Annotated in this window: 11 protein-coding genes and 1 pseudogene; 9 read left to right on the top strand and 3 right to left on the bottom strand. The window is 40.9% G+C overall.

Annotated elements, in window-relative coordinates; translation table 11 throughout:
* Positions 1–49: 49 nt before the first annotated feature.
* Complete coding sequence (locus HMPREF9703_RS00175; RefSeq protein WP_004634547.1) at positions 50–877, bottom strand: undecaprenyl-diphosphate phosphatase; 828 nt, start codon at positions 875–877, stop codon at positions 50–52.
* A 179-nt stretch (positions 878–1,056) separates the two neighbouring features.
* On the opposite strand from HMPREF9703_RS00175, the gene HMPREF9703_RS00170 reads away from it, so the two are divergent.
* Complete coding sequence (locus HMPREF9703_RS00170; protein ID WP_004634546.1) at positions 1,057–1,569, top strand: PTS sugar transporter subunit IIA; 513 nt, start codon at positions 1,057–1,059, stop codon at positions 1,567–1,569.
* A 107-nt stretch (positions 1,570–1,676) separates the two neighbouring features.
* The gene (locus tag HMPREF9703_RS00165; protein ID WP_004634544.1) at positions 1,677–2,216 is read left to right on the top strand and encodes a guanylate kinase; all 540 of its coding nucleotides are present in this window, start codon (positions 1,677–1,679) and stop codon (positions 2,214–2,216) included.
* 87 nt (positions 2,217–2,303) lie between these two features.
* On the opposite strand, the gene HMPREF9703_RS00160 is transcribed toward HMPREF9703_RS00165, so the two are convergent.
* Entirely contained in the window at positions 2,304–3,338 is a 1,035-nt protein-coding gene (locus tag HMPREF9703_RS00160; protein WP_004634542.1) for a GMP reductase, read from the bottom strand.
* 279 nt (positions 3,339–3,617) lie between these two features.
* On the opposite strand from HMPREF9703_RS00160, the gene HMPREF9703_RS00155 reads away from it, so the two are divergent.
* Positions 3,618–4,274: a phosphatase PAP2 family protein gene (locus tag HMPREF9703_RS00155; protein WP_004634540.1), complete on the top strand. Its 657-nt coding sequence runs from the start codon at positions 3,618–3,620 to the stop codon at positions 4,272–4,274.
* Positions 4,275–4,300: 26 nt separating this feature from the next.
* Complete coding sequence (locus HMPREF9703_RS00150; protein ID WP_004634537.1) at positions 4,301–5,374, top strand: M50 family metallopeptidase; 1,074 nt, start codon at positions 4,301–4,303, stop codon at positions 5,372–5,374.
* 113 nt (positions 5,375–5,487) lie between these two features.
* Here HMPREF9703_RS00150 and HMPREF9703_RS00145 read toward each other — a convergent pair whose 3' ends face one another.
* Entirely contained in the window at positions 5,488–5,715 is a 228-nt protein-coding gene (locus HMPREF9703_RS00145; RefSeq protein WP_004634536.1) for a hypothetical protein, read from the bottom strand.
* A 443-nt stretch (positions 5,716–6,158) separates the two neighbouring features.
* On the opposite strand from HMPREF9703_RS00145, the gene HMPREF9703_RS08515 reads away from it, so the two are divergent.
* The 5 genes and pseudogenes from HMPREF9703_RS08515 (at position 6,159) to dhaL (ending at position 16,672) form a co-directional block, all read left to right on the top strand.
* Positions 6,159–11,348, top strand: coding sequence for a S8 family serine peptidase (locus tag HMPREF9703_RS08515; RefSeq protein WP_004634535.1), 5,190 nt, complete (start codon positions 6,159–6,161; stop codon positions 11,346–11,348).
* A 364-nt stretch (positions 11,349–11,712) separates the two neighbouring features.
* Positions 11,713–13,224, top strand: a complete 1,512-nt coding sequence (glpK, locus tag HMPREF9703_RS00135) for a glycerol kinase GlpK (protein ID WP_004634533.1) — start codon at positions 11,713–11,715, stop codon at positions 13,222–13,224.
* Positions 13,225–13,249: 25 nt separating this feature from the next.
* Positions 13,250–15,070: a type 1 glycerol-3-phosphate oxidase gene (glpO, locus tag HMPREF9703_RS00130; RefSeq protein ID WP_004634530.1), complete on the top strand. Its 1,821-nt coding sequence runs from the start codon at positions 13,250–13,252 to the stop codon at positions 15,068–15,070.
* 31 nt (positions 15,071–15,101) lie between these two features.
* Positions 15,102–16,085: pseudogene (dhaK, locus tag HMPREF9703_RS00125) on the top strand (dihydroxyacetone kinase subunit DhaK).
* Between the two features lie 5 nt (positions 16,086–16,090).
* Positions 16,091–16,672 carry a dihydroxyacetone kinase subunit DhaL gene (dhaL, locus tag HMPREF9703_RS00120; RefSeq protein ID WP_004634526.1) on the top strand — a complete coding sequence of 194 codons (582 nt, stop codon included), beginning with the start codon at positions 16,091–16,093 and terminating at the stop codon, positions 16,670–16,672.
* The last annotated feature ends 44 nt before the right edge of the window (positions 16,673–16,716 follow it).

Raw genomic sequence — 16,716 nt, 5'->3', positions numbered from 1 at the left:
ATTAGCTAAAATGTCATAAGGCTTAAGATGTATCTTTAACGGCGCTTTATTAGGCGGCCAAGATGCCAAAATATCCAATGACCAGCAATCCAATTACAATACGGTACCATCCAAAAGCACTAAAATCATTTTTGCGGATATAGTTCATTAAAAATTTGATTGCAAAAACCGAGACAACAAAAGAGAATAAGCACCCCGCTAGCAGTAATACCAATTCATCACCAGTGAAGTTAAAGCCAAAGCGAACGAGCTTTAAGAAACTAGCACCGAACATAATGGGGATGGATAAGAAGAATGAGAACTTAGCTGCAATCGGGCGAGCTGTTCCAATTAAGAGAGCACCGATAATGGTTGCACCGGATCGAGAAGTTCCTGGAACAAGCGCGAGGACTTGGAAGAGGCCAATCATTAAGGCGACTTGATAAGAGAGATCATCCCATGTTTTGATATCAAAGGTTCTCTTCTTATTGTAATGTTCGATAATAATAAATAGCACACCGTAAATAATGAGAGCTAGTGCAACCGTATACCAATTGAAGAAGTTCTCAGTGAACCAATCATCAAATAAAAAACCAATCACCCCAGCAGGGATCACTCCTACAATAACTTTTGGCCAAATTGATAGAATGTCTTGATCGATGCTGAAACCCGAATGAGTACGGATGACGGGATTCAGTTCGTTCCAGTAGAGTAAGACGACGGCCAAAACACTAGCGAGTTGAATAACAACAAAGAACATTTCCATAAAGGCGGCACTTGCTTGCATTTGGATCAATTCATCAACAAGAATCATGTGCCCTGTACTACTGATTGGCAACCACTCCGTAATACCTTGCACAATGCCCAAGATAATGGCTTTTATAATATTCCACAACATAACATAATACACTCCTATTTCTATAATATAAATAGTTACACGCTCTTAGTTTACGCTAATTACCGCATAGACTCAAGAGATTTTAGATTTATGAGTAAATTATTTCTATTCGCAGTGAAAGTGTGTTATTATTAGAATGAGTTGTAAATTGACAAACTAAAAAATGAAGGATGATAAGCATGGGATTATTTGATTTTTTTAAAGGAAACAAGAACAAAGAACAAGAACAAAATAAATCACAAGCCATTGTGTCACCAGTTAACGGAAAAGTTGTGGCTATTGAGAACGTGAATGATCCAGTGTTCTCTCAAAAAATGATGGGAGATGGATTCGGTGTGGAGCCTGCTGATGGCGATGTTTATGCACCAGGAACTGGAAAAGTTGTTTCAGTTTTCCCAACGCAACACGCGGTTGGTTTAGAGTTAGAGAATGGTATCGAAGTGCTTGTCCACATCGGGATTGATACAGTAGAATTAGAAGGTGGACCGTTCGACACATTAGTAAAAGAAGGCGATACTGTTACACCAGAGACAAAAATTTCAACAGTTGACTTAGCAGGATTGAAAGAAGCAGACAAAGAAGATACTGTTATTGTTGTTTTCACTAACATGGATCAAGTTGAAAACTACAACTTAACGTCAACAGGTGACAGCAAACGCGGTGACCAAATCGGAACAATTGAAGCTAAATAAGTTTCAAACGGACATAAAGAAGGGCGGGCGTTGTGCTCGCCTTTTTTATACTAAAAGAAGTCAATTTTGTGAAGTGAAAAACGTTATGTAATACAAGGAGGATTAGTGTGGGCAAATTTATTATTGTGTTAGTTGGGCCAAGCGGGAGTGGCAAGACATCTTTAGGCTCAGAGTTGACTAAGGCAGGCTATCCTAAGCTAGTGACTACGACAACGCGGTCTAAGCGCCCTGGCGAACAAGAAGGCGAAGATTATTATTTTCGAGCAGCTTCTGAGCTTGAGGCGGATGATTTTGTTGAACAGACGGTTTACAATAATCATATGTATGGCTTAACGAAGGCAGAAGTGCAAGAGGCCTTAGCACACCATGATATTGTCCATGTATCACTCGATCGTAATGGAGTTCATGCCTTGAGTCGCCAGTATCCGGATATAGCGGTGACATGTTTTATTACAATTTCTGAAGAAGAGATGGCTCGTCGCATGGCTAAACGTGGAGATAGTCCTCGAAAAATTAATGAGCGTATTTCCTTCTGTCGTGAAATTGGCGAACTAACTCCACCACAAGAGACAGATTATGTGATCGAAAATAATCACTTCCAACAAGCAGTGAATGAATTGCTAGCGATGATTGATCAACTGAAGTGATATAGGAATGATATTAGAAAAAGGCAACTACATTGATCCTGTTTGGTTAATGTAGTTGCCTTTTTTGATAGTATTTATTTATATTATTTATGCTTGATTATAGTTTGAGCTAGCAAAGCTGTCGTTGACGTCGATACCGAATGAATTATAATGTTCACCATTCATAATGGAGTTTTTGACAATAACATAATCAACACGACGGATGGCATCGAGATCACGTCCCCCAGCATAAGAGATGGAGGATTGTAAATCTTGTTTCATTTCAGCTAAGGTGAGGGCAATATCGCCTTTGTAAGGAACAAGCATTTTCTTCCCTTCGACATTTTTACGTTCACCTTTTTGGGAAGCGGAGGCTGAGCCGAAGTATTCTTTATATTTTTTGCCATTAACTTCAACCATCTGCCCCGGTGATTGTTCGTGGCCAGAGAAGAGAGAGCCAATCATGACCATTGTTGCACCGAAGCGAACTGATTTGGCGATATCACCATGTGTACGAACGCCACCATCGGCAATAAGTGGTTTTCGAGCTACTTTTGAACAGTGAGAGAGGGCAGCGAGTTGCCATCCTCCTGTACCGAACCCAGTTTTTAGTTTTGTTGTACAGACCTTTCCTGGCCCGATACCTACTTTTGTTGCATCAGCACCGGCATTTTCTAATTCGCGAACAGCTGCAGGTGTACCGACGTTTCCGACAATGAGGAAGGTTTCTGGCATATGCTTTTTCACATGCGTAATCATCTGAATGACCATATCAGAATGACCGTGTGCCACATCAATCGTAATATATTCAGGAATGGCATCTTCAGCCACTAATTGCTCAACAAAATCATATTCGTAATCTTTCACACCTAAACTAATCGATGCAAATAAATTCTGGTCATGCATCGATTGGATGAAAGGCAAACGAGCTGCTTCATCAAAACGGTGCATAACGTAGAAATAGCCTTCCTTCGCTAACCAGACTGCTAATTCTTCATCGATGACCGTCTGCATGTTGGCTGGAACAACAGGTAACTTGAAGTGGCGTCCACCCAATTCCACCGAGGTATCACATTCTGAACGGCTCTTGACAACCGCTTTAGCTGGAATCAGTTGAATATCTTCGTAGTCAAAAATCTTCATGAATTCTAATTCTCCTTATAGTTCATTCGTAATTCATACGGCAATAGGACATAAAAATAGGAAATAAGCATTTAATATACGTTATTTAATTTTAGTTCCCTTAATAGAATACGTTAAAGAGTCTTGAAAGTCAACTTTAAGATAAAAAAGCTTACATATATTTTTTATCCATCGAAAAGAAGAGAAAATCAGTCTCAAGACGGAAAATTAGTTAAATACCTTGTCAAAGTTGTGAATTTAACGGATAATAGAGACAATGAATAGTTTGGAGTGATTGGATTGACAAAACGAACAAGTACTTTTTGGACAGAGCGAAATACGGCTTTAACGGGTGTGGCGTTATTAATTCCGTTTATTATTTTGGCGTTATTACTAACGTTTAATCCAGTATGGCTGAATGAAATGGATGCAAATTTGGGAGCTATCTTACATAATATGCGTACTGCAGAGCGCACCCAGATTGTCGTAGGAATAACAACACTGGGTGATTTGTGGGCACAAGCAGCTTTCGCGGGTATTATTACCTTAATCCTTTTAGCGGTTCGTCGGTGGCAGGAGGCGATATGGTTTGCGATAACAGTTGGAGTCGGGGCGGGATTGTTGAATAATTTTGTGAAGCATCAATTTGCGCGGGTGCGGCCTGATTATATTGAACATCTTGTGTCTGAAAGTCACTATGCTTTTCCTAGCGGACACTCGATGGGGGCGATGATTTTATTAGGTTCACTCTTATTTATTGTTATTCGGTTATGGTCTAATGAAGCTATATTGCATTTTTTAGTCAGTGTCGTTTGCATCGTCACCATTGTAGCAATTGGCTTGAGTCGGATTTACTTAGGCGTGCATTTTCCTTCTGATGTGTTAGCAGGTTTTTCCTTAGGAGCTAGTTGGTTATTTATTAGTATTGCTACTTTTGGCTTGCGAGCAGTTAAATAAAACCTATCTAGAGAGGACGAGATAATGTGAAAAAAATATTGCCATTTGTATTTGGTGGGGTAATGGGGTTTATTATTAGCTTATATTTTAGTGTTTATTTTATATATTCGGGTCGTCTTTTCGAAACGATATTAGTTGTGATCATTACACTTATTGTTAGTGGTTTTTTGCATATATTATTACATGAATTAGGTCATGTGCTAGGCGGGTGGTTAACTGGCTATCAACTCAGTGTTTTTCGGATGTTATATTTGACACTTTATCGAGGAAAATCAGGATGGCAGACCAAGGTAGATAAGCAATCCATTACGAGAGGCATATTAGGCCAAGCGTTAATGGTTCCAACTAAGAAAAATGTTCCTGTGATACCGTATTTTTTGGGTGGAATAACGGTCAATATTTTATTGGGAATTACTTTATTAGCTGTAGCACGTACGTTGTATCAACCATTATGGAATAATATCCTAATTGTTGCTGGGTATGTGGGCATTTTTTTCGGGGGAATGAACTTAATGCCAATTGATCCGACAGATGGGTATCATTTGAAAGAAATTCTACGTACCCCTTCTTACAAAGAACAGTTACGACAAGTGTTAATCACCTATAAGCAGCTCATGCAAGGAGTGCCTATGCATGAGATTGTGACTCATATTGACTTGAACGATAAAATAGCGCTCAGTCAATCGAATCAGACATCTCTTATGATACTAAAAATTTTGAATGCAATTGATCAGCACGAATTTAATCAAGCATATGCCTTGAGCCAGCAACTATGGTCTGTATTTGATCAGTTATTCAACGGCTATAAAGAAGAGGTCTACGCGCTTCATTTATTGGCCTTTTTATTGGCAGATAATGACTCACTTGAGATGATTCAGAACTTTAAGCAGCATCCTTATTTTGAAAAGGTGATTACAAGTGATAAGCCCGAACATGCGACGGTTCAGTCATTATATGCAGCAGAAGTTGATGGTAATTATTCCCGAGCAATGACACGATTGAGTATTGCACGGGAACGTCTAGACTTGATTGAAACCAAAATTGAACAAGCGGTAGAAGAACGACTACTGATTTATTTAGAGTATATATACCGCCGATAAGTGAACAAAAAAAGCCTCCTGTGATGTGGTGGCCCAAGAGTTGGATTGACTATACCAACTTCCAAGGCACTGCATTACTCGGAGGCTTTTTTACTTAGTAGTGGGGCAGCCGATTATTGGAATAATTCGAAGACTTGACTAGAGCTGTACAAGGTAGTCATTAGCCAGCCTATTACGCCAATGCTAATAGAGGTTATGCCCATTCCACGAATATCTTTAAAGAACATAGCTACAATACCGAACACAACTGCTAGTACACAAAGCCATTCATGCTGGAATCCCACACCAGCTAATGCAATTAAAAGTGCACCCCAACCAATTATTTGATCGACATAGTTCATTTAGCATCCCCCTTTTTGTGTGAATTCTCTATGTTTATTATACTATGAAGATCTCAAAAACAAAAGGATATTATAAAAAAAATTTATAAGATAATTATGTTTGTATATCAGCAAGGTGGGAGAACAGAAACATTCAGCAAAATTAATAGAGTAATTTAAATTTTCTGACAATATTTTGTATAATTATGTTGAAAATGAGTTTAAAAGAAGATATAATATATTCCAATAAGCGATTTTGCCAATAATTGAGAGAGGTTTTACTGGTTTAAAGTAATTTTTTAGCTGAGGTACACTTATTTTATGATTTTTTTGTCTGAAAAATATCAAAATAAATTAATGTATTATTTTTAGAATATACTAGCTAATACAATACAGAAGACATAATCTTTCAGTGGGGTAGAGTGAAATGTCGTTTATCAATAAAAAATAAGGGAGTGTGCGGCATGAAGTTATTGCGTAAAAAGAATGGCCAATGGTTTACGGTATCAGTTGCAGTTGGGATGTTGATGGCGTTAGGTAATGTCAGTCAAGAAGTTTCAGCCCATGAAACTTTACCAGAGGTTAGCGACGTATTGGAGCAGGGAGAGATTGTAGAAGCTGCTGGTCAAGACGCCAATGTTGAGCGGGAGCAAGTAGTTACTGAAACAGAGCAATCGGTAAGTGAGCTGGAAAACTATGCCGAAATAGCTGATGATTCCGTTGAAGCAGAATCTATAACAACAGAAAAAGGACATGAATCTTCAGAAAAAACAGCTGAAGTGGAACAACGAGATGCATCGGAGCACACAGTGAAGGATGCTTCACGGGAAGAGCGCTCTACTGAGTTAGAAGGCAAGAATCAATCTAAAGTAAATAAGCCTAGCGAAAATAGCACTGAACTGGATTATGTATTACCGCAAGAAGCTGTCCAAGGAGGGGCCGAAGATCAGCATCATCCCCAAGCTGAAAATTCAAATCAAATAATCCATGCACCACAAGCATGGCAGGCGGGTTACCGTGGCGAGGGCGAAGTAGTGGCGATTATTGACTCAGGAATTGATCCCGTTCACGATGCTTTTGGTCGATTATCTGATATGATGAAAGCTCGTTACCAAACGCAAGAACAGTTCGAAAAAGCAAAATTGGCAGCAGGTATTGAATATGGTCGTTGGGTAAATGAAAAATTGATTTTTGGTTACAATTATACCGATGCGGATATTCACTTGAAGGAAAATGATTTAATGTCACACGGTCAGCACGTAGCAGGAACAGCAGTAGGGAATCCAAGTCGACCAGTTAAGTTACCAACGTTAGATAATCCCGATAATGAAGAATATATTTATGGTGTCGCACCAGAAGCACAACTGATGGCGATGCGTGTTTTCTCTGATTTGAACGGAGGCACTTGGGAATATCTTTATGCTCGTGCGATTGAAGATGCTGTTAAACTTGGAGCAACAAGTATTAACTTGAGTCTCGGTGGTGGAAGTGGCTCCTTATACGAGACAAGTTACCGCTTATCGAAAGCTATAGCTGATGCGAATGCAGCTGGAGTGAGTGTAGTTATTGCAGCAGGTAATTCGCGTGTATTCGGTCAAGGACACAGTAATCCAAAAGCAAGCAATCCGGATATTGGAGTTGTTGGCTCACCATCAACTGCCCAAAATTCAATTTCAGTAGCATCCGTTAACTCGACGGTAGCGATGGAATATGTTTTGCAAGTAAAAGGACTAGAAAAAGCAGAATTTAATCATGGAAACTTAATGGTAGGATTCGGAGATAACAAGTCACAAGAAATTTTACGCCAGCCGGAATTTGCTGAAGGTGAGTTTGAATATGAAGTAGCTGGGTTGGGTAAGGAAGCAGATTTTGCTGGCCGCGATTTGAGTGGAAAGTTTGCGCTAGTGAAACGTGGTGAAATTTCATTTGAAGACAAAGCGCTACATGCCAAACGAGCAGGTGCTAAAGGAATTGTTGTCTATAATAGAGATGATAGTGATGATGAAGTGATGACGATGACTTTGGGAGACAATCCCGAATTAAAAGACTTCCCAGCGTTATTTATTACGAATCGTGCCGGGAATGAATTAGCTGCACATGCGGACAAATATCGACTTAAACCTGATACACAACACCGAATGAAGTTTGATCATCCTAATAAGGGCGAAATGAGTTACTTCTCAAGTTGGGGCTTATCGGCTGATGGTGAGTTGAAGCCAGATGTGACGGCTCCTGGTGGGGGAATTTTCTCAGCATATAATGATGGTGAGTATGGACCAATGAGCGGAACGAGTATGGCCTCACCTCATGTAGCTGGTGCGGTTGCGTTGATTAAGCAAGGGTTGCGAAAGAAATACCCGGAAATGTCAGCAGGTGAATTAACAGCACTCGTGAAGAATTTATTGATGAGTACAGCTACGATTCATACCAATCCTGAAACGGGAGCTTTCACCTCTCCTCGTCAACAAGGAGCTGGGATTATTAATGTGGATAAAGCATTGACGTCCGATCTGTATGTGACGAATAATAAAGGATATGGTAGTGTCTCCTTGTACAATGTTGGCGACCAATTACGATTCGATGTGGTTGTTCACAACCGTTCCAATGAAGCCAAAACATTAACTTATCAAACACACTTGAATACTGATGCGACGAAAGATTCGCCGATCGGACCGCTGATGTCCTTGCAGCCACGTCATTTGAAGACGACAGAACGTCAAACCGTTACCGTTGAAGCCGGTGAATCTAAAACAATCTCCATCACTGTTGATGCTTCTGAGTTTAGTGAAGAGTTATTAACTCAGATGAAAAGTGGCTATTTCTTAGAAGGATATGTTGTCTTCAAAGATGAAGCGGGACAAGGATTAGTCAATATTCCGTATGTTGGATTCCGCGGTGATTTTAGTTCCTTACGTGTTGTAGAGACACCTATTTATGATTTAGAGAAAGGTGAAGTGCCTTTTTACTACTATGCTAATGTAGAAGAACAAGTCGTCGATCCACATGAGGATCACTTCACAAGTTTAGTGACAGCGGTCGATACAGGAAAAGATAAACCGCAAATACAAACACTTGGAGCAGATACAGTCGATCCAGAAGGGAATTTCTTAGAACAAGGTAAAGATATGAAATTAGCCCTCTCCCCGAATGGTGATGGTCACAAAGATGAACTGGGCTTTAAGGGAGTCTTCTTAAGAAATTATGAGGATTTCGTTGCGAGTATTTATGCTTTGGATGACGTTTCCCGTGAGAAAGTCTTGTGGCGCAGTGAAAAGACCAGTGGGCGTAAGAACTACTTCGATGGGCAGGATGATAAAAGCACACTTGTTCCAGAATCGGTCTGGAATGGATTAGATTATCTAGGTAATTTGTTAGCAGATGGTCAATATAAATATGTCGTCAATTATCGTCCAGTTGTTCCTGGGGCTGACTTGCAGGAGTTAACGTTTGATCTCACACTGGATACGCAGCTAACGATGGCGACAGCAGCAGATTTTGATGCTCAGCTACGCAAGTTAACGTTTAGAAATACTAATGAATTAGCTAGTGACTTGTCTGGGATCAACCCATTCCGAACCAGCATTGGTTATAAAGATGGTAGCCCACTTGCGGAAGGGTTGCCAAGATTGTACATGAATGAAGATTTAACGTTCGATATTCCAGAAGGTGTTGATATCACTGACAAACGCTTAGTCTTGAACTTAGAAGACAATGCCGGTAACCGCAAGCAGAAAAAACTGAATGAATTGCTTATCGGTATGACAGGAGTTGTTAATTTCCGTCTATTAGATGAAGTGACTGGTGAGAATTATGCGAAATATGGCTTCCGTGTGCTTATTCGTGATGAAGCAGGCAATATTGTAGAGACAATCGAGCACGCAGGCAAAAAAGGCTCAACGCTTCGCTTACCGTTCGGCACATATACCGCTGAAACATTCTTATACGATATTGAATATCTTGAAGTAGTTGGCAACATCCAAAAGACATTTACTGTATCATTCGAACAATCTGTTCAAACAGTTGATTTCTTAGCTAAACAGACCATTTATCGTGAATTCAGAGTCCAATTAAACGAATCATTACCACAGGGAGCAACAGTTTATGCCGTTGATGCTGCTGGCAAACGTTATCTAGTTCCTACGACATCTTATCACCCAGATCGCTTGCAAGTTCGTTTGCCAGAAGGAACGTACACTATTGTTGTGGAACTTCCAGCGGGGTACAGTAGTGAGCAAAATGGAGCTGTAGTAGAATTGACGGAAAACAGTAGCACATTCCACTTAGCTATTGAGCAAATAGAAGTCGCACCAGCAGTTGATTTGAATCCATTTGTTGACGAGCTTCTTAATATTAACCAACACATCGAAGCAGAAGAACAAGTTGATAAGGGCGCCTTCTTGAATAAATGGTTAGAGAAAACAAAAGAGACTGAAGAACAACCTGAGGAAGAACCAGAAGTTTCATCAGAACCAGAACAGCAACCGGAAGGAACAGTCCAAGAGCAACTAGAAGATTCACAAGTGTTGGCGAAGAAAAAAGTGGAAGCCAACTTGGCAATTATTCGTTCAGAGCAAGCTTCAGATAACTTGAAGCAAACATATCTTACATTGATCCGTCAAGCGGATGGTGTGGAAGCTGTTCAAGCATTATTAGCTGAGTTCCAACAAAAAGCAACAGTTGAGGATACAACTGTTCCAACTCCGCCACAAGAACCTGAAGAGATACCAGAACCTGGATTAAAAACTATAAAAAACCACTTCAAACTGGTAGTTGACTTCGATGGGGAACAAGTCGTCTACGACCGCAAAGATTCAGATGTCTGGGCTTCAGAGGAGCACGCTCGAGAAGTGTACGATCAATACTTGCCGGAAGTCATTGAACGTGACGGGAAGGAATATGAACGCATAAATATCACATTTAAACAATTAGCTGAAGAAGCCATTTTGACCTATGTATTTAAACTAAAAACTGATCTGACAGTAGCAGTCGCACCACCTGCTGAAGAAAATGAATCAGTTCAAGAGACAGAAAAGCCCGTACAACCTGAACGACCAGAAATAGAGAAGAACCAATCAACGGGGAAAGTTATTGATTCAACTGACGATAATCAATTACCTGATGATTCAAATATAGAAACAGGGAAAGGACTCATTCGTCCTGATAAACCAGCATTTGAAGGTGGGGTAAACCATCACAAAGCAGCCATTCATGAAAAAACCATGTTCCCAGACCATCAACTGCAGGCGTTACTTCAGGTTGAAAAAAATAAGGCTAAAACGTATATTGCGACACTGTCAGATTTAACAGCAACCAGTACAATGACTTATCAAGAGGCCATCCAACAGGCAAACAATGTACCGACTATTGAACAAATCATTCGCCAAGCAGTCACAGTTAATGAACAACTTACCGTTCAAGCTGCAATGAACGAAATAACAGACCAGAAAAATAAAAGCAATGAAACGCACATCCTACTACAAACAGTTAGCATAACTGACCGCACCTCTCAATCAGCTAACAAGCAATTGGCTGAGAAAGCAACAGAAGGAGAACGATTGCCAGATACGGCAACTAGTTCATGGATTATTGGTTTAGTTGGAGTCAGCTCATTGTTGGCAGGAGTTAGTGTGAAAAAGCTTAAAAATGACAAGTAATAGTGATCGAATGATTAAAAAGGAGGCGCAAGCCTCTTTTTTTGTTCATAATTTACATTTAAAATATCATTAAAAAATAATGAGTGATATAAAATAGTTAATAGAAAGTTTTGTTCATTATTTATCAAGGATAAAATGTATATAAATATAAAAAAATAAACATAAAACGGAAAATTTATATAAATAAGTCTAGTTATATAAAATCCTTATAAATACTTTTATAACAAGACTGGTGGAGAATGAAACTTAAAAATATTAAAATAATTTTATATAAATCTCATGAAAATACTTTTGAAAAATGTATCCGTTTCATTTATAATAGATTTACAGATTAAACGATTACAAAAACGAGAGGAAGATAAATATGTCAGAAAAGTACATTATGACAATCGATCAAGGAACGACGAGCTCACGAGCAGTTCTCTATAATAAAAAGGGAGAAGCAGTTGGCAGTTTCCAAAAAGAATTTACGCAATATTTTCCGAATGATGGTTGGGTAGAACACGATGCGAATGAAATTTGGAACTCGGTACAGTCGGTTATTGCCGGAGCATTCATCGATAGTAATATTAAACCAGGTCAAGTAGAAGCGATTGGGATTACGAACCAACGTGAGACGACGGTTGTTTGGGATAAAGAGACTGGTCGTCCCGTCTACAACGCGATTGTGTGGCAATCACGCCAGACCTCTCATATTGTTAATCGGTTGAAAAAAGAAGGCCATGCTGATATGATTCATAAGAAGACAGGGCTTGTGATTGATGCTTACTTCTCAGCGACGAAGATTCGTTGGATTTTGGACCATATTGATAATGGGCAAGAGCGTGCGGAGAAGGGCGAGTTGCTCTTTGGAACGATCGATACATGGTTAGTTTGGAAATTAACGGGTGGCGAAACGCACGTAACGGATTACACGAATGCGAGTCGTACCATGCTATACAATATTAAAGACTTGAAGTGGGATGAAGAAATTCTAGATATCTTGAATATTCCAGCATGCATGTTACCAGAAGTAAAATCTAACTCGGAAGTTTACGGCAAGACAGCTTCTTACCACTTCTATGGTGATGAAGTTCCAATTGCGGGAATGGCTGGAGACCAGCAGGCAGCTTTATTTGGGCAACAAGCCTTCGAGCCGGGGATGGTCAAGAATACGTACGGAACGGGTGCTTTCATTCTGATGAATGTCGGTGAAGAAATGCAACTCTCAGAGAATAACTTATTGTCCACAATTGGATACGGTATTAATGGGAAAGTTTACTATGCGTTGGAAGGATCTATTTTCGTAGCTGGAAGTGCCGTGCAATGGTTACGTGACGGACTTGAGATGATTCAGGACTCAAGTGAAACGGAAGGATTGGCTGAGGGATCAGACAACAACGATGAAGTTTATGTTGTGCCAGCCTTTACGGGATTAGGTGCACCGTACTGGAATTCTGATGCGCGTGGGGCAATTTATGGCTTGACGCGAGCGACGAACCGTAAGGACTTTGCGAAGGCAACCTTGCCAGCGATCGCTTACCAGACGCGTGATGTTGTTGATACGATGAAGCTTGATGCGGATATCAATATCGGTGAATTACGTGTGGATGGGGGAGCATCTATGAATAAATACTTGATGCAATTCCAGTCTAATATCTTAGGAACGAAAATATTACGTGCACAAAACCACGAAACAACAGCCCTAGGAGCAGCTTACTTAGCAGGGCTAGCAGTTGGGTTCTGGAAGGACTTAGATGAAATTAAGACCTTATACAAAGTCGGTGAGTCTTACGAGCCGAATATGAATGATTCGAAGAAAGAAAAACTTTACAGTGGCTGGCAAAAAGCGGTCGAAGCAACACAAACTTTTGCCGAAGCAGATATTGAAGCTTAATAACTAGAAAGGAAGGAGACGAATAATGAGTTTATCATATACCAATCGTCAAGAAATTTTATCACATTTAAAAAATAATGAATTCGATATTTTAATTATTGGAGGGGGAATTACCGGTGCCGGGCTTGCCCTTCAATCAGCAGCAAGTGGCTTAGAGACCGGGTTGATTGAGATGCAAGATTTCTCAGAGGGAACCTCCAGCCGCTCAACCAAATTAGTTCATGGAGGAATCCGCTACTTGAAACAGTTTGATGTTGAAGTGGTGAATGATACGGTGGGTGAACGTGCGGTTGTTCAGCAAATAGCGCCGCATATTCCCAAGCCTGATCCGATGTTAATTCCACTCTATGATGAAGAAGGGTCAACCTTTGATCCCTTTAAATTAAAAGTTGCGATGAATTTATACGATTCATTGGCGGGGATTGATAATACAACACTGGCGAATTACTCACTATCTAAAGAAGGAACACTAAAACGTGTGCCAGGTCTGATGTCAGAGGGATTACTTGGTGGGGGGAATTATCTCGACTTCAACAATAGTGATGTCCGTCTAGTTATTGAAAATATTAAAAAAGCGCACGAAGATGGCGGAACCATGGCAAGTCGTGTGAAAGCAGTTGACTACTTGTACAATGAAGAGGGCAATATTTGTGGTGTTCGTGCTGAGGATGTCTTAACGGGTGAGCAGTTCGATATTGCGGCTAAAGTTGTTGTTAATGCGAGCGGACCATGGAGTGATAAAGTTCGTAACTTAGGGCGTGAGGAAGAAGAAAGCTTCTACCAAATGCGACCAACAAAAGGGGTCCACTTAGTTGTGGATAAAGAGCGACTTACCGTACCACAACCGATTTACTTCGACACGGGTCTAGGTGACGGACGTATGGTGTTCGTCATTCCACGTGAAGATAAGACTTTCTTCGGAACAACAGATACGGATTACACGGGTGACTACACAACACCGAAGATCACACAAGAAGATGTGGATTACTTGCTCGATGTGGTTAACCGTCGCTTCCCAGATGCACATATTACGCTTGATGATGTGGAAAGTTCTTGGGCAGGCTTGCGTCCGTTGATCTCAGGAAATGCCGGCAGTGATTATAACGGTGGTGATAGTGGTAAGATTAGCGATGAAAGTTTTGATAACTTAGTCGAGACCGTCAAGCAATTTATTAATCAAGATAGTTCACGTGATGAAGTGGAAGAAGCTGTTCGTAGCGTTGAAGGTCAGACTTCTGAACGTGATCCATCCGCTGTTTCGCGTGGGAGTAAGCTAGATGTTGGAGAGAACGGCCTAGTCACCATTGCAGGGGGTAAAATTACCGACTATCGTAAAATGGCTGAAAGTACGCTTGAGAAAACCATCGAAATTCTCGAACGTGACTATGACAAGTTCTTCCATAAAATTAACTCAAAAACATATCCGGTCTCAGGTGGACAACTGGATCCGGAGAATGTTGACCGTGAAATTGAACGTCTGATCCAGCGCGGAATTGAAAAAGGCCTATCACCAGAAGATGCGGCGTACTTGAGTAACTTATACGGATCGAATGCGCCACAAGTCTTCAGCTTAATTGATGAAGTCGAGCCGGTCGAAGGTCTAGAGACAAAATATCTCTTATCTCTTCACTATGCACTGCGCAATGAGATGGTTATCTCTCCAGTGGATTTCCTTGTTCGCCGTACGAACTTAATGTTGTTCATGCGTGATAAAGTCGATGAAGTAAAAGAACCGCTCTTCGCTGTCATGAAAGAAGCACTCGGTTGGAGCGATGAACAAGAACAAGCTTACCGCGATGAATTACAAGAAACATTGGACATAAACGACTTAAAATACTTGCGATAAACTCTAGTATTGTAGAAAGGTGTGTTTTGAGATGAAGAAGATTATTAATCAACCTGAAAACGTCCTTGAAGAAATGGTCAGTGGGATTGTTCGAGCAAATGAAGAAAAACTGGAGCGACTAGAAGACAGTTACGTCATTAAACAGCGCAACTTGAATGATCAAGTCTCACTTGTCAGTGGGGGTGGGAGCGGCCATGAGCCGTCCCACGCGGGCTTTGTTGGAGATGGAATGCTACAAGCAGCTGTCTGTGGTCAAGTTTTCACCTCACCGACAACTGATGAAGTCTTGAAAGCTATCTAAGCCGTCGATACGGGCAAAGGGGTTCTGCTTATTATTAAGAATTATTCCGGAGATGTCATGAATTTCGAAATGGCGATGGAAATGGCCGAAATGGAAGACATCGAAGTGCGAAAAGTTATTATTGATGATGACATTGCCTTAGGAGAAGATGAATCCGAACAAGGAAAACGTGGTGTGGCCGGAACGGTCTTACTACACAAAATTTTAGGAGCTGCTGCGCGTAAGGGCTACTCGTTAGATGAGCTAGCAGAACTGGGTCAAGCGGTGGTCGATAATGTGAATTCATTGGGAGTTGGGCTGCGCGGAGCGACCGTGCCAGAAGTGGGTAAGCCTGGATTTACTCTAGAAGAAGATGAAATTGAATTCGGGATCGGTATTCATGGAGAAGCCGGTTATAAGCGCGAAAAACTACAACCATCAAAAGAAATGGCCAGTGAAATGTTAGGTAAACTAAAAGAAGCCTTCAATTGGTCAGACGGAGATGAATTTGCTCTCTTGGTGAATGGCATGGGCGGTACACCGCTGATGGAACAATATATCTTCTTCAATGATACCTTGAATCATCTAGAAGCAGACGGCATTCAGACACCGTTCCGCAAAGTCGGTGATTACATGACATCAATCGAGATGCAAGGCGTCTCACTGACGTTACTCAAACTGCAAGATGATTGGTTAGACTTACTGAACGAAGATGTTGACACAATAGGGTGGTAGATAATATGGATACACAAGTAGCAATTAAGGCATTAGAATTATTTAGCGAGAAAATTATTGACAATAAAGAATACTTGAGTGAATTGGATACACCAATTGGAGATGGCGATCACGGTGGTAATATGGTCCGCGGTGTTAAGGCATTGCAAGAAAGCTTAGCAGAAGATGAATTTGATTCAGCAGCCGATGTTTTCAAGACAGCCGCTAAAGCCTTGATGGGCAAAGTCGGCGGGGCGTCTGGTCCGCTATATGGTAGTGCCTTCTTACAAATCAGTAAAGCCTTGGCAGATGGCGATGATCTGTTAGAGGCACTAGAAGCCGGACGAGACGGTATTACGAAGCGCGGGAAAAGTTCCGTCGGGGACAAAACCATGGTTGATGTCTGGACACCGGCGTTGGAGTTGTTGGCAGACGGCGATGTAAGCACCGATGACTTAGCACAGCTAGCAGAAGATACGAAAGAATTAAAAGCGAAAAAAGGTCGAGCGTCTTATTTAGGTGATCGTTCAGTGGGACATATCGATCCGGGCGCAATGTCTAGCGTCTATTTCTTCCAAGCATTAGTTGAAGCAGAAGCAGTGAAGTAAATTTTATAAGGCACGATAGCGATAGTCGCGTCGCGAGAGATTGT

It is taken from the genome of Dolosigranulum pigrum ATCC 51524, assembly GCF_000245815.1.
Classification (GTDB): domain Bacteria; phylum Bacillota; class Bacilli; order Lactobacillales; family Carnobacteriaceae_A; genus Dolosigranulum; species Dolosigranulum pigrum.
The sequence above is the reverse complement of the archived record's forward strand: the minus strand, read 5'-3'. Positions and strand labels throughout refer to the sequence as shown.